General features: G+C 63.6%; 31 protein-coding genes. 10 read left to right on the forward strand and 21 right to left on the reverse strand.

Going from position 1 to position 25,704, the window contains the following annotated elements:
* Nucleotides 1–86: 86 nt before the first annotated feature.
* Nucleotides 87–953 carry a hypothetical protein gene (locus FJ867_RS00920; RefSeq protein ID WP_140493263.1) on the forward strand — a complete coding sequence of 289 codons (867 nt, stop codon included), beginning with the start codon at nt 87–89 and terminating at the stop codon, nt 951–953.
* 484 nt (nt 954–1,437) lie between these two features.
* Here the strand turns inward: FJ867_RS00920 and ftsH are convergent, their stop codons facing one another.
* The 11 genes from ftsH to ybgC form a co-directional block, all read right to left on the reverse strand.
* Nucleotides 1,438–3,363, reverse strand: coding sequence for an ATP-dependent zinc metalloprotease FtsH (gene ftsH / locus FJ867_RS00925; RefSeq protein ID WP_140493260.1), 1,926 nt, complete (start codon nt 3,361–3,363; stop codon nt 1,438–1,440).
* A 133-nt stretch (nt 3,364–3,496) separates the two neighbouring features.
* Nucleotides 3,497–4,855 carry a tRNA lysidine(34) synthetase TilS gene (tilS, locus tag FJ867_RS00930; protein WP_140525052.1) on the reverse strand — a complete coding sequence of 453 codons (1,359 nt, stop codon included), beginning with the start codon at nt 4,853–4,855 and terminating at the stop codon, nt 3,497–3,499.
* A gap of 58 nt (nt 4,856–4,913) precedes the next feature.
* Nucleotides 4,914–6,035, reverse strand: a complete 1,122-nt coding sequence (gene ybgF, locus FJ867_RS00935; protein WP_140580091.1) for a tol-pal system protein YbgF — start codon at nt 6,033–6,035, stop codon at nt 4,914–4,916.
* Between the two features lie 212 nt (nt 6,036–6,247).
* Nucleotides 6,248–6,754, reverse strand: coding sequence for a peptidoglycan-associated lipoprotein Pal (gene pal, locus FJ867_RS00940; RefSeq protein ID WP_140493251.1), 507 nt, complete (start codon nt 6,752–6,754; stop codon nt 6,248–6,250).
* A 221-nt stretch (nt 6,755–6,975) separates the two neighbouring features.
* Nucleotides 6,976–7,125, reverse strand: a complete 150-nt coding sequence (locus tag FJ867_RS28925) for a four helix bundle protein (protein WP_348641334.1) — start codon at nt 7,123–7,125, stop codon at nt 6,976–6,978.
* Nucleotides 7,098–7,217, reverse strand: coding sequence for a hypothetical protein (locus tag FJ867_RS28930; protein WP_246672549.1), 120 nt, complete (start codon nt 7,215–7,217; stop codon nt 7,098–7,100). The genes FJ867_RS28925 and FJ867_RS28930 overlap by 28 nt, the downstream gene beginning before the upstream one ends.
* A 168-nt stretch (nt 7,218–7,385) precedes the next feature.
* Complete coding sequence (gene tolB / locus FJ867_RS00950) at nt 7,386–8,696, reverse strand: Tol-Pal system beta propeller repeat protein TolB (protein WP_140493245.1); 1,311 nt, start codon at nt 8,694–8,696, stop codon at nt 7,386–7,388.
* 41 nt (nt 8,697–8,737) lie between these two features.
* Nucleotides 8,738–9,892 carry an energy transducer TonB gene (locus FJ867_RS00955; RefSeq protein WP_140493242.1) on the reverse strand — a complete coding sequence of 385 codons (1,155 nt, stop codon included), beginning with the start codon at nt 9,890–9,892 and terminating at the stop codon, nt 8,738–8,740.
* Nucleotides 9,893–9,899: 7 nt separating this feature from the next.
* Nucleotides 9,900–10,352 carry a protein TolR gene (gene tolR, locus FJ867_RS00960; RefSeq protein ID WP_140493239.1) on the reverse strand — a complete coding sequence of 151 codons (453 nt, stop codon included), beginning with the start codon at nt 10,350–10,352 and terminating at the stop codon, nt 9,900–9,902.
* Between the two features lie 11 nt (nt 10,353–10,363).
* Nucleotides 10,364–11,074: a protein TolQ gene (gene tolQ, locus FJ867_RS00965; RefSeq protein ID WP_140493236.1), complete on the reverse strand. Its 711-nt coding sequence runs from the start codon at nt 11,072–11,074 to the stop codon at nt 10,364–10,366.
* 268 nt (nt 11,075–11,342) lie between these two features.
* Complete coding sequence (gene ybgC / locus FJ867_RS00970) at nt 11,343–11,813, reverse strand: tol-pal system-associated acyl-CoA thioesterase (RefSeq protein WP_140493226.1); 471 nt, start codon at nt 11,811–11,813, stop codon at nt 11,343–11,345.
* 57 nt (nt 11,814–11,870) lie between these two features.
* Between ybgC and FJ867_RS00975 the strand changes: the two genes are divergently transcribed.
* The gene (locus tag FJ867_RS00975) at nt 11,871–13,139 is read left to right on the forward strand and encodes a cellulase family glycosylhydrolase (protein WP_140816285.1); all 1,269 of its coding nucleotides are present in this window, start codon (nt 11,871–11,873) and stop codon (nt 13,137–13,139) included.
* Between the two features lie 107 nt (nt 13,140–13,246).
* On the opposite strand, the gene ruvB is transcribed toward FJ867_RS00975, so the two are convergent.
* The 7 genes from ruvB to FJ867_RS01010 form a co-directional block, all read right to left on the reverse strand.
* Nucleotides 13,247–14,284 carry a Holliday junction branch migration DNA helicase RuvB gene (ruvB, locus tag FJ867_RS00980; protein WP_140493220.1) on the reverse strand — a complete coding sequence of 346 codons (1,038 nt, stop codon included), beginning with the start codon at nt 14,282–14,284 and terminating at the stop codon, nt 13,247–13,249.
* A gap of 43 nt (nt 14,285–14,327) precedes the next feature.
* Nucleotides 14,328–14,948: a Holliday junction branch migration protein RuvA gene (gene ruvA / locus FJ867_RS00985; RefSeq protein WP_140525049.1), complete on the reverse strand. Its 621-nt coding sequence runs from the start codon at nt 14,946–14,948 to the stop codon at nt 14,328–14,330.
* 27 nt (nt 14,949–14,975) lie between these two features.
* Nucleotides 14,976–15,395, reverse strand: a complete 420-nt coding sequence (locus tag FJ867_RS00990; RefSeq protein ID WP_140493214.1) for a type II toxin-antitoxin system VapC family toxin — start codon at nt 15,393–15,395, stop codon at nt 14,976–14,978.
* The gene (locus FJ867_RS00995) at nt 15,373–15,642 is read right to left on the reverse strand and encodes an AbrB/MazE/SpoVT family DNA-binding domain-containing protein (protein ID WP_140493211.1); all 270 of its coding nucleotides are present in this window, start codon (nt 15,640–15,642) and stop codon (nt 15,373–15,375) included. The genes FJ867_RS00990 and FJ867_RS00995 overlap by 23 nt, the downstream gene beginning before the upstream one ends.
* Nucleotides 15,643–15,697: 55 nt before the next feature.
* Nucleotides 15,698–16,207 (reverse strand): crossover junction endodeoxyribonuclease RuvC, encoded by a 510-nt coding sequence (ruvC, locus tag FJ867_RS01000; RefSeq protein WP_140662861.1) that lies wholly within the window; start codon nt 16,205–16,207, stop codon nt 15,698–15,700.
* A gap of 92 nt (nt 16,208–16,299) precedes the next feature.
* On the reverse strand, nt 16,300–16,833 hold the full coding sequence (locus tag FJ867_RS01005; RefSeq protein ID WP_140816287.1) for a DUF1465 family protein: 534 nt from the start codon (nt 16,831–16,833) through the stop codon (nt 16,300–16,302).
* 383 nt (nt 16,834–17,216) lie between these two features.
* Nucleotides 17,217–17,597 carry a cbb3-type cytochrome c oxidase subunit I gene (locus FJ867_RS01010; RefSeq protein ID WP_140729295.1) on the reverse strand — a complete coding sequence of 127 codons (381 nt, stop codon included), beginning with the start codon at nt 17,595–17,597 and terminating at the stop codon, nt 17,217–17,219.
* A gap of 321 nt (nt 17,598–17,918) precedes the next feature.
* On the opposite strand from FJ867_RS01010, the gene FJ867_RS01015 reads away from it, so the two are divergent.
* Complete coding sequence (locus FJ867_RS01015) at nt 17,919–18,470, forward strand: DUF2269 family protein (RefSeq protein ID WP_140729296.1); 552 nt, start codon at nt 17,919–17,921, stop codon at nt 18,468–18,470.
* Between the two features lie 21 nt (nt 18,471–18,491).
* Here the strand turns inward: FJ867_RS01015 and FJ867_RS01020 are convergent, their stop codons facing one another.
* The 3 genes from FJ867_RS01020 to FJ867_RS01030 all read right to left on the reverse strand — a co-directional run bounded on the left by FJ867_RS01020 (nt 18,492) and on the right by FJ867_RS01030 (nt 20,635).
* Entirely contained in the window at nt 18,492–19,262 is a 771-nt protein-coding gene (locus tag FJ867_RS01020; protein WP_140816289.1) for a sulfite exporter TauE/SafE family protein, read from the reverse strand.
* 116 nt (nt 19,263–19,378) lie between these two features.
* A complete protein-coding gene (locus FJ867_RS01025; RefSeq protein ID WP_140816290.1) occupies nt 19,379–20,107 on the reverse strand; it encodes a class I SAM-dependent methyltransferase in 729 nt (242 codons plus the stop codon).
* Between the two features lie 87 nt (nt 20,108–20,194).
* The gene (locus FJ867_RS01030; RefSeq protein WP_140493190.1) at nt 20,195–20,635 is read right to left on the reverse strand and encodes an Lrp/AsnC family transcriptional regulator; all 441 of its coding nucleotides are present in this window, start codon (nt 20,633–20,635) and stop codon (nt 20,195–20,197) included.
* A gap of 130 nt (nt 20,636–20,765) precedes the next feature.
* Here FJ867_RS01030 and FJ867_RS01035 point away from each other — a divergent pair, with 130 nt between their 5' ends.
* The 7 genes from FJ867_RS01035 (at nt 20,766) to FJ867_RS01060 (ending at nt 25,588) form a co-directional block, all read left to right on the forward strand.
* Nucleotides 20,766–21,671, forward strand: a complete 906-nt coding sequence (locus FJ867_RS01035) for a DMT family transporter (RefSeq protein WP_140729299.1) — start codon at nt 20,766–20,768, stop codon at nt 21,669–21,671.
* 131 nt (nt 21,672–21,802) lie between these two features.
* On the forward strand, nt 21,803–22,450 hold the full coding sequence (locus FJ867_RS01040) for a thiamine phosphate synthase (protein ID WP_140566831.1): 648 nt from the start codon (nt 21,803–21,805) through the stop codon (nt 22,448–22,450).
* Between the two features lies 1 nt (nt 22,451).
* On the forward strand, nt 22,452–23,492 hold the full coding sequence (locus tag FJ867_RS01045) for a tetratricopeptide repeat protein (protein ID WP_140517548.1): 1,041 nt from the start codon (nt 22,452–22,454) through the stop codon (nt 23,490–23,492).
* A 36-nt stretch (nt 23,493–23,528) separates the two neighbouring features.
* Nucleotides 23,529–23,702, forward strand: coding sequence for a hypothetical protein (locus FJ867_RS28615; protein ID WP_181165380.1), 174 nt, complete (start codon nt 23,529–23,531; stop codon nt 23,700–23,702).
* A 1-nt stretch (nt 23,703) separates the two neighbouring features.
* Complete coding sequence (locus FJ867_RS01050; protein ID WP_140525042.1) at nt 23,704–24,021, forward strand: UBP-type zinc finger domain-containing protein; 318 nt, start codon at nt 23,704–23,706, stop codon at nt 24,019–24,021.
* 112 nt (nt 24,022–24,133) lie between these two features.
* Entirely contained in the window at nt 24,134–24,700 is a 567-nt protein-coding gene (gene efp / locus FJ867_RS01055; RefSeq protein ID WP_140493174.1) for an elongation factor P, read from the forward strand.
* Nucleotides 24,701–24,787: 87 nt separating this feature from the next.
* Nucleotides 24,788–25,588, forward strand: coding sequence for an inositol monophosphatase family protein (locus FJ867_RS01060; RefSeq protein ID WP_140493170.1), 801 nt, complete (start codon nt 24,788–24,790; stop codon nt 25,586–25,588).
* Nucleotides 25,589–25,704: the final 116 nt, after the last annotated feature.

Here is a 25,704-nt window from a genome sequence, read left to right on the forward strand (position 1 = left end):
ACGCCACTTAGCATCTGGCGCAACCGACCGTTGAGCGTTATTGATTTGCTGGGACGTATAATGGGCTGCTGCAACGGAGAAACGCTATGCTCATCCACCGACTTGCCACTTTGACCGGCCTTGCGGTCGCGACGTTATTCCTGGCCGCGCCAGCCAACGCGCTGACGATGGCCGAGTGCAGCACGAAGTATAACGCGGCCAAGGACGCGGGGACACTTGCCGGCCAGACCTGGAACCAGTTCCGCAAGGCGCAGTGCGGCACTGATGCCGCCGCGACAGCCAAGCCCGACGCCAAGGCAGCGGACACCAAGGCGGCCGATACGAAGCCGGCCAAGGCGACCAAGGCTGCGGCCGCCGCCGACGACGGAGCCAAAGGCCTGACCGCAAAGGAATGCAGCACCAAGTACCAGGCGGCCAAGGCCGCCGGCACGCTCAACGGCATGAAGTGGAACGACTTCCGCAAGAGCGAATGCGCCACCGGCGCGTCCGCTGCCGCCGGCGCATCCGCTGCCGCCGCCACCAAACCGGCGACCACCAAGGCGGCGACCACGGCTGCGGCGACCGACAGCTCGGGCAAGGGCCTGAGCATGGCCGACTGCAGCAGCAAGTACCAGGCTGCCAAGACCGCCAATACGCTCAACGGCATGAAGTGGAACGACTTCCGGAAGGCCGAATGCGGCGCCAGCGCCTCGGACGATGACACCGTCCCGGCTCCAACAGAGGCGACCTACACCAAGGAGCCGGCAAAGCCGACTGTCGCTGCGCCGAAGGGCGTGAGTTTCCCGACCGCAATCTCGCCGAAATTCGCCACCGAAACCCCGGCCAAGGCCCGCATGCATACCTGCCTCCAGCAGTACTATGCCAACAAGGACGCCAACACGCTTGGCGGCTTGAAGTGGATCCAGAAGGGCGGCGGCTTCTACAGCCTGTGCAATGCCAAGCTGAAGAGCTGAGCGACAGCACTATTTGAGGAAAGTAAGGCCCGCGAGCCGCAGGGTTCGCGGGCTTTTTTGCCCGCAGCTTCAGCAGGAATCCCCGCTGACGAGAGGCGCGTTGCCGGCGACGCTGCAAACTCCCCTCGTGGGGGAGATGGCCGGCAGGCCAGAAGGGGGGGCACGAAGGATCGTTGCCTGCTCCCGGCCAGGTTGCCTCGCATTCACGAAAAGCTGGGCGAGGGTGGCTCGAGGAATCGTCGAACGGCAAGAGAGATCCTCCCCCGCAGCCCGGAAGGCCTAACTCGATTTGTCGGCGGACGCTGCCCCCGCTGAGCTGCCCGGCATCTTCCACAAAGTGGGAAGATTGGCTGCTGCCACGCCGGCTTCCGCCAATCGCCTAACCAACCTTGCAGGCGCAGGCCACGGAGAAACTCAGCAGCCTGCCCCAAACAAAAACGCCGCGGTCGAACCGCGGCGTTTCTCAATTTGTTCTTGGCCGAGTTCAGCTCGACGGCTGCGGTTCCATGCCGCCCTCGGGCTCGGGACCCTTTTTGCGGCGGCCCGACTTCGGCACGGCCGAACCACGGCTCGGCGGCGTGTCGTCGCCGAGATCGCGCGCGGGCTTCTCGCCGGCGATCAGCTGCTTGATCTCGTCGCCCGACAGCGTCTCGTATTCGAGCAGGCCCTGCGCCAGCGCGATCCATTCCTTCTTCTTCTTGGTCAGCACCGACCTCGCGGTCGAATAGGCCTCGTCGATCAGGCGCCGCACCTCGGCGTCGATGATCTGCGCGGTTTCTTCCGAGATGTTCTGCGTGCGCGCCACCGAATGGCCGAGGAACACTTCCTCCTGGTTGTCGCCATAAGCGACATGGCCGAGCTTGTCGGAAAAGCCCCAGCGCGTGACCATGGCGCGCGCCAGCTTGGTCGCCTGCTCGATATCGGAGGAAGCGCCCGACGTGATGTTCTCCTTGCCGAACTTGAACTCCTCGGCGACGCGGCCGCCCATCATGATGGCAAGCCGTGAGATCATGTACTTGTAGCTCATCGAATAGCGGTCGCCTTCCGGCAACTGCATGACCATGCCGAGCGCGCGGCCGCGCGGAATGATTGTCGCCTTGTGCAGCGGATCGGCCGACGGCACGTTGAGCGCCAGTATGGCGTGACCGGCCTCGTGATAGGCGGTCAACTCCTTCTCGGCCTGGGTCATGGCCGAGGAGCGGCGCTCGGCGCCCATCATGATCTTGTCCTTGGCGTCCTCGAACTCGGCCATGGTCACGAGGCGCTTGTTACGCCGCGCCGCCATCAGGGCGGCCTCGTTGACGAGGTTCATCAGATCGGCGCCGGAGAAGCCCGGCGTGCCGCGGGAGACGACCTTGAGGTCGACATTGGGCGCCAGCGGCACGTTGCGCACATGCACTTTCAGGATCTTCTCGCGTCCGACGATGTCGGGGTTCGGCACCACCACCTGGCGGTCGAAACGGCCGGGCCTCAGCAGCGCCGGGTCGAGCACGTCGGGCCGGTTGGTGGCGGCGATCAGGATGATGCTTTCGTTGGACTCGAAGCCGTCCATCTCGACCAGCAGCTGATTCAGCGTCTGCTCGCGCTCATCATTACCGCCGCCGAGACCCGCGCCGCGGTGACGGCCGACCGCGTCGATTTCGTCGATGAAGATGATGCAGGGCGCGTTCTTCTTGGCCTGGTCGAACATGTCGCGCACGCGGCTGGCGCCGACGCCGACGAACATCTCGACGAAGTCCGAACCCGAAATGGTGAAGAACGGCACGTTGGCCTCGCCGGCGACCGAGCGGGCGAGCAGCGTCTTGCCGGTTCCCGGAGGGCCGACCAAGAGCACGCCGCGCGGGATCTTGCCGCCGAGCCGCTGGAATTTCTGCGGATCGCGCAGGAACTCGACGATCTCCTCCAGGTCTTCCTTGGCCTCGTCGACGCCGGCGACGTCCTGGAAGGTGACGCGGCCATGCGCCTCGGTCAGAAGCTTGGCCTTCGACTTGCCAAAGCCCATGGCACGACCGGAGCCGGACTGCATCTGGCGCATGAAGAATATCCATACGCCGAGGATCAGGATCATCGGCAGCCACGAGATCAGGTAACCGAACAGCGAGTTTGAACCGTCGGTCTCCGGCCGCGCATTGATGGTAACGTTCTTGTCCTGCAGCCGCGAGACCAGCGACGGATCGCCGGGCGAATAGGTCTGGAAGCCGCTCGAATTGTCGGTGTAGGTGCCGGAGATGCGGGCGCCGGCGATGGTCACCGTCTTGACCCGGCCCGCCGCGACATCCTGCAGGAACTGCGAATAAGGTACATCGCTCGAAGCCCCACGCGTCTGCGGCGTCTGGAACAGATTGAAGAGGGCGATGAGCAGGACCGCTATGATCGCCCAGAGCGCGAGGTTGCGATAGTTCGGATTCATCAATTGTCCCGTTGGCGTCCGCGGGCGGACACGCGTCGTGAGAGGAAACTTGAGCCTAACATAGGGAGAGCGCCCCCCCTTGCCAAGCAGAACAGCACGTGTGGGTTAAGCTTTCGCCCATGACCGACCGGCGCTATGGCCGCTTGAAAGGCGGCGCGGGAAGCAACGGTGCGCCGATCAATTCGGCGACGACCCGCGCCGGCGCCAGGTCGAAGGACGGCAGGAAACGGACAAAGGGGGCGACGACGGCCTGTGCCGTGAACCCCGGCGACGCCTGCCCACCCTGAGGCAGGCCAGGGTTTTCAACGGCTTGCCGCGATGCCGGCTCGCAGGCCAGGGCGGCGCGCACGAGGCTGCGCGGCGTCTCGCCTTCCGCGATTGCCAGACGCTTCGCCGCCGCTGCCCCGAACGGCGCGATCAACAATGCACTGCCGCCGTCGTCCAACGTGATGTTCCGGCGGCCGTCCCAGAGCAGCCCGCCGGTGGCCGCGACTACAGGCGGCAAGCCTCGCGTCTCGCGGCGCAGAAAGATGCCGGCGCGCCTGGAATCGACCACCGTCCGCGACAATGTGGCGCAAAGAAATCCAGCCTTCAGCCTACCGAACAGCGCCTCGCATCGCGCCTGGTCCGGCAGAAACGCAACGCCCCCGCTTATGGCGAGGAGGATGCGCAGCGCATAGACGGCCGCCGGATCGTCGCCGGCCGAAAGCAGGGTCGGATCGAGGCGGACAAGACCCGGCGCCGGCTGGCTGGCGAAGCGCGCGATTAAATCCGCGGCGCGGATGCCAAGCCGGCTGCGCGCCTCGCTCTCGCGCGCCGCCAGCGTCAATGCGTCATCGATGCGCTGCGCACCGTCAGCGCCGGCCAGTGCCGCGCGCATGCGCGGTCGCTCGAAGGCCGCGTCGGCATTGGTCGGGTCCTCGGCCCAGCCGACATGCTCGCGCCGCAGGAAGTTGCGCAAAGCCGAGCGTCGAATGCCAAGGAGCGGCCGCACGATCCATTCGTGCCAGTCGTGCAAGGTGACCGGTGCCATGCCGGCGAGGCCGCGCCCGTCCTCGCGGGCGCCCTTGCCTCGGACTAGCCGCATCAGCACCGTCTCGGCCTGGTCATCCGCCGTATGACCGGTCACGATCAGACCGAGGCCTTCCTCCCGCGCCGCCTCGGCCAGCAGCCGGTAGCGAGCCTCCCGCGCGGCGGCCGGCAGCCCGGTCGACGGCTTGCGTCCGGACCAGGCGACGATGCGGTGCGCGATGGCGTGCGCGGCGCAAAGCCTGGCCACCGCTTCCGCTTCGGCCGCCGCGCCCTGCCGCAAACCGTGGTCGATCGTCACCGCCAGCAGCTTCGCGGACGGCGCGGTTCGGTCGAGATGTCGTTTGAGAAGGAGAAGTAGGGCGGTCGAGTCGCTGCCGCCGGATACGGCCGCAACGGCGCCGCTGGTAAAGTCGATGTGCGAAAAAAGGTCTTTCGAAAGATCAGGCTCGGTGTCGAGCATCAATGCATGTCGCCCGAACACGGCTCCGACGGCAAGGCAACGGCAGGCAGGAGAAGGGCTAGCACGCCGCCAGGGCCTTTTCCTGCTTCACGCGCTCCTTGAGCGTGTTGGAAATGTCGGGGTAGCGCTTGCCGACCTCGCTGAAGGTGGCGCAGGCCACGTCGTGCTGCTTCAGGCCGACCAGCGACACGCCGAGCTTCAGCAGCATGTCGGGGGCCTTCTTGGCCTTGGGATAGTCCTTGCTGGCGGCGAGGAAGACCTCCGCGGCATCGCGGTATTTCTGCTGGCCAAGCAGCGATTCGCCCAGCCAATAGTGCGCATCCGCCGTTTTCGCGTCACGGGGAAAACGCGCGATGTGGTCGCGAAAGCCCTGTTCGGCGGTGCCGTAGTCGCCCGAAAGGATGAACTGGTAGGAGTTGCGGTAGAGCTCCTCGGGATCGTTCGTGGAAGGCAGCGCCGCAACCACCGTGCCGTCGGACTTGCCGCTCTTGGCCGGAGCGCCGGTGGCTGGAGCGACATCCTGCGCCGGTGCGGTCGCCTGCGTGCTGCCGCCGGCATCGACCACATTGCCGTTCTTGTCGACGGTGATGCTGCCGAAGGTCTTTTCGGGCGCTCCCGTTCCGGGGATCACCTTGCCCGGATCACCGTCAGAGGATTCGACGATGACGTCCTCGACGCTCTGGCCGCCGCCAGCCGACTGGCCGGCCGCTGCCCGATTGTCGGCCTTCGCAGGCGGTTGCGTGGCCGGCGCCTCGGCCACGCTGTCATCGCTGTCGACGGGCGCGGCCTGTGACTTCTTCTGCCCGGCCGGCTGCTGCGCACCCTGCGTACCGCCTTCGAGCTGCTGGAAGCGGAACTCGTTGTCTTCCTGCTGTTTGCGGATCTGCTCCTGCATTTGCAGGATCTGGAAGTTCAGTTCCTCGATCTTGCCGTTCATCTGGCGCAGTTGGTCCTCGAGCCCGGTGGCGCCTGTGCCAGTCGACTGCTGCGCGAACTGAACCTGGTCCGACTTCTTCTTTTCGCCGAAAACGCCAGGCAGCTCGATGCTGGGCAGATGGAACGAGAAGCCGCTGTCGGCTGGCTGTCCCGTGCCATCAGTCCCTAAGCCACCCGCCATCGCGGTGACGCCTGAAAGGAGCAGCAGCGCAAGCGTGCCGCTCAGAACTGATCTCAAATGCATATGCCTCTCGCCGTGTCGTTAGCTTGTTCGCGCCTTCCAATCGGTATGGGACCAGCCAAGCGCCCTCGGCTCATAGCAGGACGCGAGACTTCGGCCAAATTTTGTTTGAAGGGACCAAACATGAAAAAGGCGGCCTTTCAGCCGCCTTTCGCAAACCTGTGTTGCATTTTTGTCGTCGTGTTTTTCGCGCGTCGCTCGACGCGCGAAAAATGTCAGGAACCGGCGCCGCTGAGCGTGGTGACCGCGCGGCGGTTCTGCGACCAGCAGGAGATGTCGTCGCAAACCGCGACCGGCCGTTCCTTGCCGTAGGAAATGGTCTTCAGGCGGTTGGCGGAGACGCCCTTGGAGACCAGGAAGTCGCGCGTGGCGGCGGCGCGGCGGGCACCGAGCGCCAAATTGTATTCGCGCGTGCCGCGTTCGTCGGCATGGCCTTCAACGACGATCGCATACTGCTTGTACTGGTTCAGCCACTGCGCCTGGCGCGACAGCGTCGTCTGGGCGTCGGCGCGGATCGAGGAGGAGTCCGTGTCGAAGAAGATGCGGTCGCCGATATTGACGGTGAAGTCCTGCGCCGATCCGGGCGTTGCGGCACCGGCGCCGTTGAGGCCGAGATCGGCGGCGCTGTTGGGCGTCTTCTTCGAAGCGCAACCGGCAATGGCGAGCATCGCCACCAGCGCGATCATGACGGGATTTCTGGTAAGTGCTGCGATACGGCTCATGCCGCCTCTCCTTCGCATTCGAGTGATTTCGTTGATCACCCAGTAACCACGTTTGGGTTAACCGGCATTCAAGAAACACGGTTAAAATTTGGTTTAGGCCGCCCGTCCGCAGCCCTTTGATCCGGGCCACAGTTGGCGCGGACCCTAGGCGGAAATGCGGCCAAAACGCGACAAAGAGGTGGAAATGGAGAATTGAGGAATTGAAGAAATGAGGAAAAGGGTCATTTCAACTTCTTCTTGAGATTCACCAGCATTCCATAGATATGGACATAGGATTGCAGCCATTCATCGCGCTGCGCGTGGGTGATGTAGCCAAGGTCGAACGCATACGAAATCCACGTCTCTACTTCGCTGCATGATCCCATGGCCATCGAAATGAAACGCGCAAATCGGGCCTGGAATGGGTCTGTTTGGCAAATCCTTCAGCCAGATTGGCACAGATCGCCTTGCTGGATCGCCGCATTTGGTCAGCCAACGCGTATTGTTTTTCGGAAAAACAAGCGTGGCCTTGTGGACGTCGAGGGAAACCCCATAAGCGTGCCTATAGACATCCAAATCCTTCGCGCGCTTGATGTAGCCCGCTTCTCTCTCCATCCCTCAATTCTTCATTTCTTCATTTCTCCAATTCCTCTCACTCCAGCAGCGGCGACCAGGCCGGATCGGAGGCAAAGTTCGCGGTCGGGATCGACTGCTCGTTGCGGCCGGTGAGATCGACAGAAACCAGTTTCGGGCCGCCGGCGGAATCGCGGAAGAACATCAGCACGCGGCCGTTCGGCGCCCAGGTCGGTCCTTCCTGCTGGAAGCCGGATGACAGGATGCGCTCGCCCGAACCGTCGGTCTTCATAACGCCGATCTGGAATTCGCCGCCGGTCTGCTTGGTGAAGGCGATGAGATCGCCGCGCGGCGACCACACCGGCGTCGAATAGACCCCGTCGCCGAAGGAGATGCGGGTCTGGCCCGAACCGTCGGCGCCCATCACATAGATCTGCGCGCGTCCGCCGCGGTCGGAGGTGAACACCACCTTGCTGCCGTCGGGCGAATAGGAAGGCGAAGTGTCGATGGCGGTCGAGTTGGTGAGCCGGGTCGTCGAGCGGCTCCTGAGGTCCATGGCGAAGATGTTGGAATTGCCGTCGTCGCGCAGCAGGCTCATGATCACCTTCTGGCCATCCGGCGAAAAGCGCGGCGCAAACGTCATGCCCGGAAAATTGCCGACCAGTTCGCGCTGGCCGGTCTCGATCTGCAGGAGATACACCCGCGGCTGGCCGCTCTCATAGGACATGTAGGTGATTTCCTGCCGGTTCGGCGAGAAGCGCGGCGTCAAGACGATCGCCCTGCCGTCCGAGAGATAGCGCACATTGGCGCCGTCCTGGTCCATGATGGCGAGGCGCTTCTTGCGCGCATTCTTGGCGCCGGACTCGTCGATGAAAACGACGCGCGTGTCGAAATAGCCCTTCTCGCCGGTCAGCCGCTCGTAGATGGCGTCGGCGATGATGTGAGCGACGCGTCGCTGATTGGCGTCGTTGGCGAAGAATTGTTCGCCCGACATCTGCTGTCCCGCGAACGTGTCCCACAGCCGATACTGCGCGCGGATGCGCCCGTCGGCCTCCTTGCTGACGCTGCCGGTGACCAGAGCCTGGGCATTGATCACCTTCCAGTCGTCGAAGCGAGGCGCTGCGTCAGGATTGGCGATCTTCTCAATGAAGGCGCTTTTGTCGATCGGTGCGAACAGGCCCGAGCGCTTCAGGTCGGCGGTGACGATGCCGGAAATCTGCGCGCCAAGCCCATCGCCCGACTGGAAATCGGTGATAGCGATCGGCAGCGGCTCGACATTGCCCTTGTTGACGTTGATCTCGACGAGCGCCCACGCAGGCATGACGGCGCCGGCCATCGAGCCCAGCGCCATTGTCGCGACCATCAGGAGCGGCTTGAGGATGAATTTCATGTCTTCTCGCTTCTCTTCACTGATTCTGCGGAGGGCAGGCCTCAAAGGCCAAGCATTTCCCTCGGATCGAAAGTGACACGGACCTGGGCCCAGATGTCCTGTTTGCCCGCCGGAACCTGAAGGCCGGCCATGTTGCATTTCTGAACCGCACGCACGGCGCTTTCATCGAATTGGCGATTCCCGCTCGATTTCTCGACGGTGGGCCGGCCATCCAGCTTGCCCGAGGGGTCGAGGTTGAACATGACCACGGCGACGAAATTCTCCGAGCCCTCCAGCCCCGCCGGCAATGTCCAGCAACCGCCAAGCTGATCCGACAGGGCGCCCAGTTCTGATCTCGACAGCTTCTGGCCCTGGTCCTTCTCGCCGCCGAGCGAAGCCTGCTGTGTCGAACGCTTGGCGCCGCCGCCGGAGGGCTTCTGCTTGTCCAGCAGGGCCGAGATCTCGTCGGAATTGAACTGCTTGTCCTCCGATTTCGGCTTGGATGAAGCCTCCTTGACCGGTTTGTCGGCGTCCTTGCGCTCCGGCGCCTTGGCGCTTTCGGCCTGTGCCGGCTGCGGCTTCGGCCGCGCCTGAGGCGCGGGCGCGGAGTCCGGCAGTTGGGCATCGTCAGGCTGGTCCTTGGCGATCGCCTGGGCGACCGCGTCCGGCTTCACCTCGGGCGTCGGCTCGATGGCCGCGGTCTTGTCCTGTGGCGGTGCGGGCGTCGGCTCCTTGGCCGGCGCCGGCTTCGGCTCGGTCTGCTTGACCGGCTCGGGCTTGACCTCTTCCTTGGGCTGCGGCGCGGGAGCCACTTCCGTGGCCGGCGTCGGCTTGGGCTTTTCCTGCGGCTTCGGCACGTCCTCGGTCTTCGGCTTTTCGATCGGCGTTGGCGCCGGCGGCGGAGCCGACGTCATGTCGACCGGCTTCGGCTTGGCCTCGGGCGTTATCGGCTTGTCGGTATCGACGCTGTTCTCGCCGACCTTCTGCGCATCCGGCACCACATCGGGACGCTGCGTGGGCAAGGGCGCCGGCTTTTCATGCACGACCGATTTCTTGTCGCCCTGCAGCACCTGGGCAGTGGCTTCGATCGGCACGATGTCGACAGCGACCGACTCGACGTCGGCCGACGGAAGCGCGGCCGGCGCCGACAGCGTGAACAGGCCGAAGCCTATCAGCGCCGCATGCATGATCACCGATGTGGTGAGGCCGGTCCTCATAGTGGGTCTATTGATCCTGTTCCTGCAGTGAAACCAGCCCGATATTCTTGTAGCCGGCGGCCGAAATGCGGGCCATCACCTTCATCGCCGTGCCATAGTCGGTGGACTTGTCGCCGCGGATGAAGATGCGCTCGTCATAGCCGGTCTTCGAGATCGCCTGCAGCTTCGCCACCAATTCCTCGATCGGGATTTCGGTCTCCTGAAGATAGATCTGGCCGGCGGCATTGATCGAAACGGTGATCGGCTGGGTGTCGGCATTCATCGCCTTGGCCTGCGTATCCGGCAGATCGATCGGCACGCCGACCGTCAAAAGCGGCGCCGCGACCATGAAGATGATCAACAGAACCAGCATCACGTCGACCATCGGCGTGACGTTGATTTCGGCGATGAGGCCATGATGGCGGCCGCGCCGCCTGTGGCCGCGCCCGCCGCGTCCAGCCATGCCTACGGACATTCCCATCGGCTTACTCCTCAGGCCTTCGGCGCTACTTTTTCATCGATTTGGCGCGAGAGTATGGCGGAGAACTCGTCGGAGAACCCTTCCATGCGCACCGCGATCTTGCTCGCATCCGATGACAGCTTGTTGTAGGCGATGACGGCCGGAATGGCGGCGAGCAGGCCGATGGCGGTCGCCAGCAGCGCCTCGGCGATGCCGGGCGCGACCACCGACAGGCTGGTGTTCTTGGAGCCGGCGATCGCCTGGAACGACGTCATGATGCCGATGACGGTGCCGAACAGGCCGATGAACGGGGCCGCCGAGCCCGTGGTTGCGAGGAAGCCGAGGCGGCCTTCGAGCTTCTCCATCTCGCGGGTCAGCGCCAGGTCCATCGCCTTGTCGATGCGGGTTTGCAAGCCGAGCGGCGTCTTGGCGCCCTTTTCGAAACTCTTCTTCCACTCGCGCATGGCGGCGACGAAGATGGCGCCCATGCCCGATGTCTTGCGGTCGGCCAACGTGCGGTAAAGCTCCTCCAGCGACTGCCCCGACCAGAACACCTGCTCGAACCGGTTCAGCGCCAGCCGCATGCGGGCATAGGATACGAGCTTGTCGACGATAATCGCCCAGGTCCAGACCGAGGCGCAGAGCAGCCCGATCATGACCAGCTTGACCACCCAGCTGGCCTGCATGAACAGCGCCCAAATCGACAATTGCGCGCCCGGTTCGGCGAGTGCGATATTTTCCATCGTAACGTCCTTAAGATTTCCGGGCGAAGCTGGCGGCTGGCCCCTGGCATCCCTTGTGGTCGGTTCGCGCGAAGCTACCGGAACAACCCCAAAACGTGCCTTTCGCGGCCTTTTCGGGGCAAATGTTGGTGAAAGGAAGGCGCTGGATAGCGCCAATCTTCACCAATCTCTTCATGAACCGTTATGGTTAAGGATGGGTTAGTCCATCAGGCGCGGCGCATTGCCGCGCTTCAAGGCGGCGCCGGCGATACCAACAACGCCGACCCTTTTAGCCCGCCTTGGGTATGAACGCTGCTATCCACTCCCTGGGGAAGCGGCGTGGCCGGCCATTCTCGCCGATGATCGCCGCCTCCACCCTGGCCTCGACCAGCACCTCGTCGCCGCGCTTGAGCTGCTGGGCCATGAAGATGCGCGCGCCGGAGATTTCCTCGGTCCGGGTGTCGATCGTCAGGATGTCGTCCATGCGGGCCGGGATGCGGAAGTCGATCTCCATGCGACGCACCACCCAGACTATTCTTTCGCCATGCTTGCCATCGGCAAGTTCGGTGTGGTGGACGCCGCTCAGCCTCAGATAGTCGGAGCGGCCGCGCTCGAGGAATTCGAGATAGCGGGCGTGGTAGACGACGCCGGAGAAATCGGTGTCGGCATAGTAGACCCGCGCCATCAGCCGATGGCCGAACGCCGTCAGTGCACCGGAAATCCCCGCCAGCAAGGTCGCGGATTCACCATGATCGTCCATTGCGCTTCCTTTTTCAGTCGCGGCAAGGCACCTGTGCCGCGCGTGACATGGCATCGGATGGCACTGTTGACGGCGATGATCAAGACCTTGGTGGCAGCGCTGTTCGTGGTGATGGCTCTGTTCGTCGTTATGGCTCTGGCCCGGCCGGGCCAGGCCGCGACCTTCTCCATGAAGCGCGGGCTCAATCTCGACCAGTGGGTGACCTGGCCGGGCGAAGACCAATGGGGCAACGCCAAGGCCATCCTGCCCTACCCGGAATGGCGCAAATTTCTCAAGGACGACGATCTCGAGGCTTTGAAGCATGCAGGCTTCGATTTCCTGCGCATGCCGGTCGATCCTTCGCCTTTCCTTTCCGAAAATACGATGGCCTTGCGCGAGGATCTCTATGCCAGCGTGCTGGGCTCTGTCCGCATGATCAACCGCGCCGGCCTGAAGGTTGTCGTCGACATGCATCTGATCCCCGCCGGCAGTGGGCGCAAGATCGGCATGGCCGAGGTGATGAACAACCCGGTGACATTCGATGCCTATGTCGAGACGGTGCGCAAGATGGCGCACACGCTCGCCGGGGAAGATCCGGCGCAAGTGGCCTTCGAACCGATGAACGAACCGATCGTCGACTGCGACGCCGACGGCACCAGCCTGTGGCCGCAACGCCAGCAGAGATTGTTCGCCGCGGCGCGCTCTTCGGCGACGAGATTGACGCTTGTGCTGACCGGGGCCTGCTATTCCGCGGCGTCGTCGCTGGAAAAGATCGATCCGAAGGCGATTCCGGACGACAACGTCATCTGGACCTTCCATTCCTACGATCCGTTCCTGCTTACCCATCAGGGCGCGACCTGGGCCGGCGATTTCATTCCCTATGTGACCGGCCTGCCCTACCCGCTGACCGCGGTGCCGCGGGCTGAGCTCGACGTCACGCTCGACGCCATCCGCGCCAGGATCAAGGCCGAGGCGCCTTGGGCGCGGCAGGGCGGGCTGCTTGCCTATCTCGACGAGCAGGTCGCCAGCATGGACACCGACGCCAAGCTGCTTGGTCTCATGGACGCCCCGTTCAAGGCCGTCGATGCCTGGGCGAAGGCCAACCGCATCAGGCCGGAAAACGTCACGCTGGGCGAGTTCGGCATGATCCGCCAGGAATACGGCAATCCCTATGTGATGCCGGCCGGCTATCGTGCCGCCTATGTCCGGGACATGATCGCGCGCGCCGAAGCGCATGGCTTCTCCTGGTCGGTCTGGAGTTACGGCGGCGCTTTCGGCATTGTCGATGCTTTCAACGGCGAAAAGGCCGAACCCGATGTGCTGGACGTAATCCGGTCGCTTCACTGAGCGCCGTTGCTCCACGCCGCCGGGATCGATCAGCAAGATCTCCGGTCGCACGCCGCAAAGCGGTTGCGGACGCTTGATCGCCGGCCCGAACGCCGCCGCCGGGGCCGCTATTCTTCCTGGAACAAATTGATCTGCTGTTGCGCCAGGTCCTTCGGCGCGTCGAGGCCGAGATGGCGCCAGGCATTGGCCGTCAGCACACGGCCGCGCGGCGTGCGCTGAATGAAACCCTGCTGGATGAGATAGGGCTCGATGATGTCCTCGATGGCATCGCGCGGCTCGGACAGGCCGGCGGCGATCGTCTCGATGCCGACCGGCCCGCCGCCGAAATTGCGCGCGATCATCGAAAGATACCGGCGGTCGAGCGCATCGAGGCCGAGCGCGTCGACCTCCAGCCGGGTCAAGGCCTCGTCGGCGATCAAGCGGTTCACATGACCATCGCCGGCGACCGAAGCGAAATCGCGCACGCGCCGCAACAGCCGGCCGGCGATGCGCGGCGTGCCTCGCGCGCGCCGCGCGATCTCCAGCGCGCCGTCGTCGCCGAGCGGCATTTGCAGGATGCGTGCGCCGCGCCGCACGATCTGCTCCAGTTCCTCGACCGTGTAGAAGTTGAGCCGCACCGGGATGCCGAAGCGGTCGCGCAGCGGATTGGTGAGCAGGCCGAGCCGCGTGGTGGCGGCGACCAGGGTGAAACGGGCAAGGTCGATCTTGACCGAGCGCGCCGCCGGCCCCTCGCCGATGATCAGGTCGAGCTGGAAATCCTCCATCGCCGGATAGAGGATCTCTTCCACCGCAGGATTCAGCCTGTGGATCTCGTCGATGAACAGGACGTCGCCTTCTTCGAGATTGGTCAAGAGTGCGGCGAGATCGCCGGCTTTGGCGATGACCGGTCCGGAGGTTGAGCGGAAGTTGACGCCGAGCTCGCGCGCCATGATCTGCGCCAGCGTCGTCTTGCCTAGACCTGGCGGCCCGACGAACAGCACATGATCGAGCGCCTCCTTGCGCCCCTTGGCGGCCTCGATGAACACTTTGAGGTTGGCCCGCACCGCCGCCTGGCCGACGAAATCGTCAAGCGTCTGCGGCCGCAAACTCTGGTCGGCATCCTCGCCGCGTTTTTCCGGAGCGATCAGACGGGGGGAAAGGCTCATGCCGCCTTCCTTGCATATGGCCGGGAACCGAACAAGCGTGCGCTCATCGCGCCAGTTCCTTGAGCCCGAAGCGAATCAGCTTCGACGCGTCCGCCTCCTCGCCCGCCGTCTTCAGTGCCGCCGCCACCGCATTGGCGGCGGTGTCGCGGGAATAGCCGAGATTGACTAGGGCCGAGACCGCGTCTGTGATCGGCGCGGCTGCGACGCCTTCGCCGAGCTCCTGCTTGAGACCGATCGTGCCCGCCGCTGAACCCGCATAGGCCGGCGCCTTGTTCTTCAATTCGGTAACGATGCGCTCGGCCACTTTCTTGCCGACGCCGGGCGCGCGGGAGACCATAGCGATGTCGCGCAGCGCGATCGCGTTGGCAAGGTCGGCCGGCGCCAGCGTCGACAGGATTGCCAGCGCCACCTTGGCGCCGACGCCCTGCACATTGCTCATCAACAGCCGGAACCATTCACGCTCCAGCACCGACTGGAAGCCGTAGAGCCGGATCATATCCTCGCGCACATAGGTCTCGACGAACAGCACCACCGCTTCGCCGGGCGAAGGCAGCGCGGCAAGCGTCCGCGCCGAGCAGTAGGCGACATAGCCGACGCCATGCACGTCGACGAGGCAGTGGTCCTCCTCGATCTCGTCGAGCATACCCTTGAGCTTGCCTATCATGCCAAATCTTTCATGGAAGATAGGCCCTCATGGGTGCGTTTCAGGAGAAATGATGTCAAGGTCCGGGAAATAACTGCGATAACGCGCGGCGTCGCGCGTCAAAAGACGATGTCCGGCAACGGTCGCATGAGCGCCAATAAAGAAGTCCGGCAAGGTTCGTTCGCGGATTCCACCAGCACGGCGATAACGGGAATGCGTCACACCTGCAAGGAAGGCCGCATCCCAGGGCAGAAACTCGCGATCGATCTCGAGCATGTCGACCGCTTTTCGAAGCGCTGCCTCCGAGGCGATCAGCGGCGCCAGTTCAGACCAGATGATCGTATTGACCACCAAGTCGCCGTCGCGGCGGCATGAGGCGATTGCAGACGCCGACCATTTTGTCAGCGGTCCGGCCGGCCCCCAAACGTCGATCAGGACATTTGTGTCAATCAACGTCGAGATCTTCACGCGGCCCCCTCAGCCACTCCATATACTCGTCGGTCGTCATGCCACCCAGATCCAACGTCCCCTCCATCCGGTCAAGGACATTACTGAACCTGCGCAATTTCTCCTCCTCGGGGAGATTCTCGTTGACGGCCACAAGCCGAGCACCCTCATCGGTGGCCACGAATTCCACCTCGGAGCCCGGGCGGATACCCAGGTGATCCCTTATCTGTTTGGGGATCGTGACTTGGCCTTTGGTGGTGACGCGCATGGTAATACCTCAAAGTATTACCTACGACAGACAAGGGAACAAGTCAAGAACATCGTCAACCGGCAAGTGCCATCCGATAGGCGACGCTTTGCCGGTGATGCGCGTGGCAAATGGCTATGGCGAGCGCGTCGGCGGCATGTTCAGTGTCGAAGGTCGCTTTCGGCAGCAGCACCTTCACCATCATGTGGATCTGCTTCTTGTCGCCATGGCCGACGCCGATCACCGCCTTCTTGACGGCATTGGGTGCATATTCGGCAACGACCAGGCCGGCGCGTGCCGGCACCAGCATGGCGATGCCGCGCGCCTGGCCAAGCTTCAGCGTCGCCACCGCATCCTTGTTGACGAAGGTCTGTTCGACGGCCGCCTCATGCGGCATGGCCGTATGCAGGATTTCAGCCAACCCGTCATGCAGCTGGCACAGCCGCGTCGCCAGCGCCGCCCTGTCTTCGGAACGCACCGTGCCGGACGCGACGAAGCGCAGCGAATTGCCGAGGCTTTCGACAATACCCCAGCCGGTGCGCCTGAGCCCCGGATCGATACCGATGATGCGAATCGCGTCCCTCATCCGGTTACTCTATCTCCCGGAGACAGCCATGCCAGCGAAATGTGAACAAACCGGAAACAGTAACGCGCTGACCGGGAACGTTCCAGAATAGTTCAGTTTCGGCCGAAAGCCGTGTTGAGCAGGCTGATCTGGTCCGAGACCGGATTGGGCCGGCGGCTCATGGGCTGCATGTCGACCACCGCGCCGGCGCCGTAGATCTCCTCGTCCATGCGGCGCACCAGTGCCTGCAGGCGCAGCGACCGGTTGACGAGGTCGAGGAAATCCTTGGGCAGTTCGGCCCAGCCGGCCGCCTCGTCATGGGCGGAGGCGGTGTCGAGGCGCACCTTGGACTTTTCCGATGCGACCTGGTCGCGGGTCATCTCGCCGGAATTCGCGGCGCGCTGCAGAAGCAGCCACGAGGCGACCTGCATCAGCCTGGTGGTCAGCCGCATCGATTCGGCCGCATAGAGCGTGGCCGCCAGCCGCGACAGCTTCTTGGCCTCGGCCCGGCCCTTGCCGTCGAGATACTCCGCCGCCTGTTCGACTAGCCCCATGCCTTCCTGGTAGAGCGGTTTGAAGGAGTGCGAAAAGACCCTACGTTCCGCCAGCTTGACGGTTTTCGCGCTGCCCTTCGAAGGCTCGTTCATCGATACGCCCCTGCACTTGCAACCGGCCGATTCGGCTTACTGCCGATACACCCGGAACCCTACATAACTGAAGCTTGAAAATGCGCCTCGTCCGGGGTGAAGGCAAGCACATGTTTAACAGAAGGTTAACGTGATCCGGTGCGGACCGTGTCGCTGGAAAGCGGACAAAAAAAGAGCCGCGGATAAGGCGGCTCTCAGGAGTTTAACAGGGAGGCGTCAAACAAAGTGGCTCCAACCACTCGGTAAGAATCCAGATCACTGGATGCGCATAGTAAACGCCTGTAAAGCTTAATGAACCCTTAACGGCGCCGATGTTTTTTGAGCGAACCCCGCGCCACTGTGCCGTAACAGCACAGTTCCTGAAGGATGTGCCGAGCCTCGGCTCAGGCCGTTTTCCAAACCGCCGGCAAGGCAATGAAGGCAAACAGCAGCAAGGCCGCGTAGAAACCCATCGAAGACGCCGCCACCAGCGGTTCGATCGCGGCATCGCCGCCAAGCAGGAAGTAGAGCCCGATCAAAAGGCCGATGCCGCTGATTGCGGTCAGCCAGAAGTGAACGACGGCAGCCGTCTTCTGTCCGACCGCCGGAAACAGGTGATAGAAGAAGGCGAAGACCGCCGACATCAGCCAGCCAGCGACCATCGTATGGGCGTGGGTCGGCATCTGGCCATGGTCCTGGCTGATCGCCATGTACAGGCCGAGCGCCATGCCGCACAGCGCATAGATAACGGCCAGCGTGAAGAAATTCCGTGCTACCCCTTGCATATCTTTCCCCCGAGTTGCCTTTCCCGTGTTCGGGAAAGGGTTGATCGTCAGGCGATTGCTCTCGCCACCGGGCTCCCGGCGCGGGCGCACTAGCATCGGCACTGTTTCTGGACGATGTCGCGCCCCCGGACGCCCCTCATAATAGCAGAAAACCGAATGGCGCGCTCGCAATATCAGTGGCTCCTTACGTTAGCCGGCACTTGAAACAGAACTGGTTTTTTCACGACATCGTTCCGAAACAGGCGCGGCGATAAACGCTTGGCCATCGAAGCGGCAGGCGAGGATTCGCTCCTTCCGCTACATCAGGCGCCGGGGAGAAGCATGGACTGGTATTCGATCGTTAAATTGCTGCACATTCTTTCGGCGACCCTATGGGTCGGCGGCGGTTTCGCGCTGATGGTGCTGGCGACGCTCGCCGATCGGTCGGGAAACATCCAGGGAACGCTGCAGGCAATGCGGGCTACGGGCGAATTGGGAAACCGCTTCTTCGCGCCGATGTCGATGCTGACATTGGCCTTCGGGCTAATCATGTGCTGGTTCTGGGTCGGCTTCTCGCAACTGTGGATCCTGATCGGCCTTGCCGGCTACGCCACCACCTTTTCAATCGGCATGTTCGTCTTCAAGCCGAGCGCCGACCACATGGGCGCGATGATCGCCAGGGATGGCGTGACGCCGGCCGCCCTTGCCTCTGGCCAGCGCATCTTGCGGGCGGCGCGCTTCGACTATGCGGTAATGCTGATCATCATCGCCGACATGGTGCTGAAGCCGACCATCGACGACTTCACGGTCCTTGCCGCCATGGGGCTTGTGTTGGCGGCTGGTGCCACCCTGGCGCTCGGCCGAACAAGGCGCATGGTGCCGAGCGTCGCCTGAGGCAGGCGAAAACGGTCCCGGCTACATCAGGCCGGCGATCCCGTCCCACAGAAGCTTCACCGCGACGACGGCCACCGTCGCATAGGTGAAGGGATAGAAGATCTCCGGACGCATGCGGCGCACCAGCCAGGCGCCGGCGATGGTGGATAGCGGCGCCAGCGGCATCAGCACCGCCGACGCGGTCAGATTGGTGCTGTCGAACTGGCCGAGCGCGAAATAGGGAACGAGCTTCAGCGCGTTGGTGGCGGCAAAGAAGATCGCCGCCGTGCCGGACAACACCTTCGGGTCGAGCCGGATCGGCAGCGCGTAAACCTGAAAGGGCGGGCCGCCGACATGGGCGACGAAGCTGGTGAAGCCGGCGACCGTGCCCCAGAGGGCCGCGGTGACGCGGTTGGGCTGCGCCGCATGGTCGGCGCCGTGGCGGTACTTCAGATAGAGCCAGCGCAGCACGAAAATGATGGCGACGGCGCCGACGATCAGCCGCACGGCCTCCTCGGTGACCAGTGCGGCCGTCAGCCAACCGAGACCGATGCCGATCACCGCGCCGGGCATCATGTCGACCAGCATCTTCCTGTTATAGACGCCCCACCATGTCCATACCGAAACGATGTCCATCAGGCACAGGATGGGCAGCAGGATGGCCGCCGCCTGCACCGGCGGCATGGTCAGCGCCATCAGCGGCACCCCGACGAAACCGACGGCGCCGCCAAATCCGCCCTTGGACAGGCCGACCAGAATGACCGCCGGGGCGGCGGCCGCATAGAACCACGGATCGGAAAGCAGGCCTGACATGGAGGAGGGACTGGTCTGGAGGGAAAGCGCGTCAACGCCTGAATAGCCCAGATTCCCGAGCGGAGCGACAGCAATGTGGGCGTCGCCACAGCAAGCCCTGCCCATTCTGCTCTGATCTATCGCCGGGCCGAGACCAGCAGGAACATCGGCCGCTCGAGCTCTTCCGCCAGTTCGGGCTTGGCCGCGATCTGCGCGTCCGTCGGACGGAATTCCTCGACATGCTCGATGGTGAAGCCGCTCCGGATGAGCGTGTTGAGCGTGGTGCCGATGGTGCGGTGATGTTTCACAACTCCCTTGGCCAGCCAGTCCGTCTTGCGCGGTCCTTCCACCAGATACCGGTCGACGGGCCATGTCTTGCGACCTTCGGCATCGACAGACCAGCCGGGATCGGTCGGCGCCATATAGATCGGATGCTCCGTCGAGAAGACGAAATGCCCGCCGGGGACCAGGGACTGGTGCACGGTCTGGAACAGCCGCGCGGCATCGCTGACATAGTGCAGGGCAAGCGAGTTGTAGGCGAGATCGAAAGCCGTCCGCGGCAGGCTGAGTTCATCGAGATCGGCGCGTTCGTAGACGATGCCGGCATTCGGGCCGGCGGCACGCGCCCGGGCGAGCATCTTTTCCGACAGGTCGAGACCCAGAACCTCCTTGGCCCCGTGTTCAAGAGCCCAGCGGCAGAACCAGCCGAAACCGCAACCGAGATCGACGATTCGCAAGCCGCTGACGTCGGGAAGCATCGCGCGCAGCGCCGGCCACTCGGCGGCGCCGTCCAGCCCTTCGACGGACCGGCCGAGTTGGCTGTAGCCTGCGAAGAAATCCGGCTGATCATAGACATTCTGCGCCATGTTCTTTCCTCGTTGTTCATATGCCTGACTGGCGGAGCCGCCACGCATTTCCACCACCGCCAAGCAGAGTCAAGAAACGCGGACCGGTCATGCGCCGAGCGGTGGCGGCCGCCGCCGGATCGGCTGCGCCTTGATGATGGCGGTGCTGGTCTCGGCCTTGTCGGCGATGCGATCAAGGATACCGTCGAGGTCGGCGATCGAACGCACGAACAGCCTGGCGACGAAGCAGTCGTCCCCCGTCACCTTGTCGCATTCGCCGAATTCGGCGATCTCCTCGATCAGCTTCTGGACGATGTGCAGCTTGCCCGGCAGCGGCTTGATGCGCACGATCGCCTGCAATGTATAGCCGAGCGCCAGCGGGTCGATCTCGACGGTGAAAGCCCTGATAACCCCGCGCTCCTCGAGCCGCCTCAGCCGCTCCGAAACGCTCGGCGATGACAGCCCGACCTGGCCGGCCAGCTCCTTCAGTGAAGTCCGCGCATCCTTCACCAGGATTTCGAGGAGACGTCGGTCGAGATCGTCAAGCATTTCACATTCTCAGGATTTCCGGGTATTTGCCTATTTTTAATAGGCAAAACCAGCATGTCACCTTTCTCGCTGGGTGGAAAGCTCAGGATCAGCATGAGATTATGCACAAGCAACGATCTGGAGATTTGTCGTGAGCGATACAGCACGTGGGACGATCGAAATGTCCGCCGCAATGGCGATTCTGGGAACGATCGGATGGTTCGTCGTCCTGTCCGGCCAGCCTATCATGGATGTGGTGTTCTGGCGCTGCGCTTTCGGCGCGGTGACGCTGCTCTTCATCTGCGTCGGCCTCGGCCTGTTGCGCAACAGGCTGTCGCTTCGCGTTTTCGCCATCGCGGCCCTCGGTGGCGCCGCTATCGTCGTCAACTGGCTGCTGCTGTTTAGTGCATTCTCGCGCGCGTCGATCTCGATCGCCACCGCTGTCTACAATACCCAGCCTTTCATGCTGGTCGGCTTCGGCGCGCTCTTCTTCGGCGAGCGGCTGACCCTGACGAAATTGACTTGGCTGGCAATCGCCTTCGCCGGCATGGTGCTGATCGTCGAGGCCGCCCCTGACGCCGGCGATATCGGCACCAACTATTTCGCCGGCATCGTCATGGCGCTGGCCGCTGCCTTCTTCTGGGCCGTCGCCGCCATCGTCACCAAAAAGCTCAAGGGCACGCCGCCGCATCTCATCGCGCTCGTCCAGGTCTGCGTCGGCGTGTTGATGCTGGCGCCCTTCGCCAATCTCTCGCATCTTCCGACCGACGCAAGGAGCTGGGCCATGCTGGCGACGCTCGGCATCGTCCACACCGGTCTGATGTACATCCTGATGTACGGCGCCATCCAGAAGCTGCCGACGCACCTGCAGGGGTCGCTGTCCTTCATCTACCCGATCGTTGCGATCCTGGTCGACGTCACGGCATTCGGCCATCGCCTGCATCTCAGCCAACTCGTCGGCGCCGCCGCCATCCTGATCGCGGCCGCCGGCATGAATCTCGGCTGGACATTGTGGAAGCCAAGGCCTGCCGCGGCAGGTGCGCAACCGATCGAGTAACGCCAATCGCCGGCGCTTCGGCGCTCAAAAATAGTGATCCCGCCTGCCCGCCTGTTCAAAGCGGGCACTTTGCTCTATGCCGCAATCCAACCATCTTCGCCCGGCATAGGCGAAACCCGGGATCGAAGACCATGAACGACGCAACGCCCCCCAATCGCTGCCGCATCGTGCTGATCGCGCCATCTGGCGTGCCGGCCGCCCGTATCGTCTCGGCCTTCGAGGGCGGCGACGTCGCCTCGCTCATCCTGCCGCAGAACGACATGGACGAAGCTTCCTTCCAGGCCTTCGCCGCCGAAATCGTACCGGCGGCACAGGCGGCCGGCATCGCGGTCGTCATTGCCGGCGATACGCGCATCGCCGGGCGTGTCCAGGCCGACGGCATTCATGTCGAGGTCTCCAAGGCCGAGCTCGCCGAGACGGTCGAGCATTTCCAGGCAAAAATGATGGTCGGCGCCGGCGGCGCCAAGACACGTGATGACGCGCTCGAACTCGGCGAAGTCAGGCCCGACTATATTTTCTTCGGCCGCTTCGGCTACGACAACAAGCCCGATCCGCATCCGCGCAACCTGGCGCTGGGACAATGGTGGGCGCAGATGATTCAGATCCCCTGCATTGTCATGGCCGGATCGGAGCTCGCTTCGATCGAAACCGTCGCAGATACGGGCGCCGAGTTCGTCGCCCTGTCGAGTGCGGTGTTCGCCGACGGCGTCGATCCCAAGGCGGCGATCGCGCGGGCCAATGCGCTGCTCGACGAAACCGCACCGCGTTTCGAGGACTGACGTGTCTTCGGCAAGGCTTCCCCTTCAGGCCCTGCTTGCTGCGGTCATGATCCAGGCCGCTGCCGCCGAAACGATTCCTTCGCCGCACCCTAAGCCGGATGCCGGCGTGCATACCGACAAGCCGATCGAAAAGCAGTTGCCGCAGCCCGCCACCACCGCCGAGCCAGCGCCATTGCCTTCGGCCGACGCGATCAATCCCGACCGCTTCGGCGCCAAGCCGGCGGATGCGGCCTACGGGGCTTTCCAGCGCGGACTCTACAAGACCGCCTACAACCTCGCGCTGGTGCGGGCGCAAAACGGCGACCCGGCGGCGCAGACGCTGGTGGCCGAGATCCTGTCGCGCGGACTGGGCGTGCCCCTCAATGCGGCCGAAGCGGCGAAATGGTACGCAGCCGCCGCCGAGCAAGGGGTGCCGGAATCGCAGTTCCAATATGCGCTGATGCTGCTCGACGGCCGCTACGTCAAAAAGGACGAAAAGGAAGCCTATGCGCTGATGCAGGCCGCCGCCGAAGCGGGCAACCGGCTGGCACAATTCAATTTCGCGCAGATGCTGGTCCAGCAGGACCCCGGCGACGCCGGCATCGCCAAGGCCGTGACCTATTACGAGCGCGCCGCGGCGACCGGCCTCGCCGACGCCCAGTATGCGATGTCACAGATCTATGCCAACGGCGTCGGCGGCAAATCGCGCGACGACGCCCAGGCCCGGCGCCTGCTGGCTCAGGCCGCGCGGCAAAACTATGACACCGCGCAACTCGACCTCGCCACCTGGATGATCGAGGGCCGCGGCGGCGGGCGTGATTTGAAATCCGCCTTCGGCTGGATGAAGCAGGCCGCCGAAGGCGGCAATGTCGCCGCCCAGAACCGCCTGGCGAAACTCTATATGCAAGGCATCGGCACCGAGCCGGACCTCGTGCTTGCCGGCGCCTGGTACATCGTCGCCCGCCGCGCCGGCCTCATCGACCCCGAGATGGACGATTTCCTGCAAGGATTGAGCGACGACCAGACCAAGCAGGCACTGCAGAAGGCAAACCGCCTGCCCTGACGCGATCAGCGGAAATCCAGCGGAAGTCATCGCGCGATGCTCGTCGAGGCAAGTGACCTCGATCTTTCCATGCAGATGGCTATCATGCGGTCGTCGCAGATCCGTCGGCTGGCAAAAGTCTTCGATATCATTACCGAAGCGGTCGCCGCGGTTTCGATGAGAGCGGTTGAGGGTTTATATCGCGGCATCGCTTCTCCAAGGAGGCAATGAAATGGCTTCGCCCGACAAACGATGCACGCATGGCAGCTTCATCCTCGAGGTAACGCCAAGCGCCGAAGGTTGCGAGGAGTGCCTGAAGACCGGTTCCTGGTGGGTGCATCTGCGGCTGTGCCGCACCTGTGGCCATGTCGGCTGCTGTGACAGTTCTCCGAACCGTCACGCCACCGGCCACTACCGGGCGACCGGCCATCCGGTCATCGAGGCCTACGACCCGCCCGAGACGTGGGGCTGGTGCTATGTCGACGAGGTCATGCTCGATTTCTCGCAGGACAAGACGCCGCAACGCGGCACCATCGTGCGCTTCGATTGAGCCGCCGCCACGGGACACCCGATCAGCGCCAGCTTGCCTCTTCGGGCGATTTGTGGTCTTGGAGGCCCGAAATCGCTGTCTTGCGAACATCTCATTCCCGGATCACATCATTATGGCCAAGATCAACGGCAACGAAATCCGTCCCGGCTACGTCATCGAGCACGATGGCGGCCTGTGGGTGGCCGTCAAGACCAACACGGTCAAGCCGGGCAAGGGCGGCGCCTATAACCAGGTCGAATTGAAGAACCTCATCAACGGCACAAAGCTGAACGAGCGCTTCCGTTCGGCAGAGACGGTCGAGCAGATCCGGCTCGATCTCAAGGATTTTTCCTTCCTCTACGAGCAGGGCGACGCCCTGGTGTTCATGGACACCGAGAGCTACGAGCAGCTCGAGCTGGCGAAGGACTTCGTCGGAGACCGCGCCGCTTTCCTGCAGGACGGCATGATGGTGACGGTCCAGCTCTACGAGGAAAGGCCTATCGGCATTTCGCTCCCCGACCAGGTAACGCTGACCATCACCGAAGCGGACCCGGTGGTAAGGGGCCAGACGGCGGCCTCTTCCTACAAGCCCGCGGTGCTGGAAAACGGCATTCGCGTGCTGGTGCCGCCATTCATCGGCGCGGGGGAACGCATCGTCGTCGACACCAATGAAATCACTTATATGCGCCGCGCCGACTGATGCATGTCGCCCAGAGGTGGCCCAGGTTTCGGGTCACCGACATGCATCAGGACAAAGGTTAAAGCGCGTGCAGCAGGAAGAGTTACGATGGCACGCTCAGCCCTTCTCAACGTCATGGTCCAGGCCGCAATGAAGGCCGGCCGCTCGCTGTCGCGCGATTTCGGCGAGGTCCAGAACCTGCAGGTCTCGATGAAGGGACCGGGCGACTATGTCAGCCAGGCCGACCGCAAGGCCGAGGATATTGTCTTTGCCGAACTGTCGAAGGCGCGGCCCGGTTACGGCTTCCTGATGGAAGAGCGCGGCACGATCGCCGGCGATGACAGCCAGCACCGCTGGATCGTCGATCCGCTCGACGGCACCACCAATTTCCTGCACGGCATTCCGCTTTTCGCTGTCTCGATCGCGCTCGAGCGCCAGGGCCAGATCGTGGCCGGCGTGATCTACAATCCGGCCATGGACGAGCTCTATACGACCGAGCGCGGCGGCGGCGCCTTCATGAACGACCGCCGCCTGCGTGTCGCCGGCCGCACCAAGCTCATCGACACCGTCATCGGCTGCGGGGTGCCGCATCTGGGGCGTGGCCAGCATGGCAATTTCCTGATCGAGTTACGCAATGTCATGGCCGAGGTTTCCGGCGTCCGGCGCCTGGGTTCGGCCTCGCTCGATCTCGCTTACGTCGCCGCCGGCCGCATGGACGGATTCTGGGAAGTCGGCCTGTCGCCCTGGGACATCGCAGCCGGCCTGTTGCTGATCCGTGAAGCAGGAGGGTTCGCCTCCGACATGGACGGCGGTCAGGACATGCTCGACAACGGTTCGGTCGTCGCCGGCAACGAGATCATCCAGCGCGCCCTCCTGAAGGCCGTGAAAAAGCCGCTCGCTGCCCGCTGAAGCAGGAATAAGCGCGGAGTAATGTCAAATCCCCGCCGCGCTGAAGCGCCGCAGTCGCAAAACCGCAAACAAAGCTTGAAATACTGTCCGGCGCTTGCCCAGATAGGGTTGACGCA

This window comes from Mesorhizobium sp. B2-5-3 (assembly GCF_006441005.1).
In the GTDB taxonomy this organism is placed as follows: Bacteria; Pseudomonadota; Alphaproteobacteria; order Rhizobiales; family Rhizobiaceae; genus Mesorhizobium.

Bases quoted from the DNA above. Each gene is read 5' to 3' on its own strand.
- FJ867_RS00920 (WP_140493263.1), top strand. From the start codon at position 87: ATGCTCATCCACCGACTTGCCACTTTGACCGGCCTTGCGGTCGCGACG.
- ftsH (WP_140493260.1), bottom strand. From the start codon at position 3,363: ATGAATCCGAACTATCGCAACCTCGCGCTCTGGGCGATCATAGCGGTC.
- tilS (WP_140525052.1), bottom strand. From the start codon at position 4,855: ATGCTCGACACCGAGCCTGATCTTTCGAAAGACCTTTTTTCGCACATC.
- ybgF (WP_140580091.1), bottom strand. From the start codon at position 6,035: ATGCATTTGAGATCAGTTCTGAGCGGCACGCTTGCGCTGCTGCTCCTT.
- pal (WP_140493251.1), bottom strand. From the start codon at position 6,754: ATGAGCCGTATCGCAGCACTTACCAGAAATCCCGTCATGATCGCGCTG.
- FJ867_RS28925 (WP_348641334.1), bottom strand. From the start codon at position 7,125: ATGGCCATGGGATCATGCAGCGAAGTAGAGACGTGGATTTCGTATGCG.
- FJ867_RS28930 (WP_246672549.1), bottom strand. From the start codon at position 7,217: ATGCGGCGATCCAGCAAGGCGATCTGTGCCAATCTGGCTGAAGGATTT.
- tolB (WP_140493245.1), bottom strand. From the start codon at position 8,696: ATGAAATTCATCCTCAAGCCGCTCCTGATGGTCGCGACAATGGCGCTG.
- FJ867_RS00955 (WP_140493242.1), bottom strand. From the start codon at position 9,892: ATGAGGACCGGCCTCACCACATCGGTGATCATGCATGCGGCGCTGATA.
- tolR (WP_140493239.1), bottom strand. From the start codon at position 10,352: ATGGGAATGTCCGTAGGCATGGCTGGACGCGGCGGGCGCGGCCACAGG.
- tolQ (WP_140493236.1), bottom strand. From the start codon at position 11,074: ATGGAAAATATCGCACTCGCCGAACCGGGCGCGCAATTGTCGATTTGG.
- ybgC (WP_140493226.1), bottom strand. From the start codon at position 11,813: ATGGACGATCATGGTGAATCCGCGACCTTGCTGGCGGGGATTTCCGGT.
- FJ867_RS00975 (WP_140816285.1), top strand. From the start codon at position 11,871: ATGGCACTGTTGACGGCGATGATCAAGACCTTGGTGGCAGCGCTGTTC.
- ruvB (WP_140493220.1), bottom strand. From the start codon at position 14,284: ATGAGCCTTTCCCCCCGTCTGATCGCTCCGGAAAAACGCGGCGAGGAT.
- ruvA (WP_140525049.1), bottom strand. From the start codon at position 14,948: ATGATAGGCAAGCTCAAGGGTATGCTCGACGAGATCGAGGAGGACCAC.
- FJ867_RS00995 (WP_140493211.1), bottom strand. From the start codon at position 15,642: ATGCGCGTCACCACCAAAGGCCAAGTCACGATCCCCAAACAGATAAGG.
- ruvC (WP_140662861.1), bottom strand. From the start codon at position 16,207: ATGAGGGACGCGATTCGCATCATCGGTATCGATCCGGGGCTCAGGCGC.
- FJ867_RS01005 (WP_140816287.1), bottom strand. From the start codon at position 16,833: ATGAACGAGCCTTCGAAGGGCAGCGCGAAAACCGTCAAGCTGGCGGAA.
- FJ867_RS01010 (WP_140729295.1), bottom strand. From the start codon at position 17,597: ATGCAAGGGGTAGCACGGAATTTCTTCACGCTGGCCGTTATCTATGCG.
- FJ867_RS01015 (WP_140729296.1), top strand. From the start codon at position 17,919: ATGGACTGGTATTCGATCGTTAAATTGCTGCACATTCTTTCGGCGACC.
- FJ867_RS01020 (WP_140816289.1), bottom strand. From the start codon at position 19,262: ATGTCAGGCCTGCTTTCCGATCCGTGGTTCTATGCGGCCGCCGCCCCG.
- FJ867_RS01025 (WP_140816290.1), bottom strand. From the start codon at position 20,107: ATGGCGCAGAATGTCTATGATCAGCCGGATTTCTTCGCAGGCTACAGC.
- FJ867_RS01030 (WP_140493190.1), bottom strand. From the start codon at position 20,635: ATGCTTGACGATCTCGACCGACGTCTCCTCGAAATCCTGGTGAAGGAT.
- FJ867_RS01040 (WP_140566831.1), top strand. From the start codon at position 21,803: ATGAACGACGCAACGCCCCCCAATCGCTGCCGCATCGTGCTGATCGCG.
- FJ867_RS28615 (WP_181165380.1), top strand. From the start codon at position 23,529: ATGCTCGTCGAGGCAAGTGACCTCGATCTTTCCATGCAGATGGCTATC.
- FJ867_RS01050 (WP_140525042.1), top strand. From the start codon at position 23,704: ATGGCTTCGCCCGACAAACGATGCACGCATGGCAGCTTCATCCTCGAG.
- efp (WP_140493174.1), top strand. From the start codon at position 24,134: ATGGCCAAGATCAACGGCAACGAAATCCGTCCCGGCTACGTCATCGAG.
- FJ867_RS01060 (WP_140493170.1), top strand. From the start codon at position 24,788: ATGGCACGCTCAGCCCTTCTCAACGTCATGGTCCAGGCCGCAATGAAG.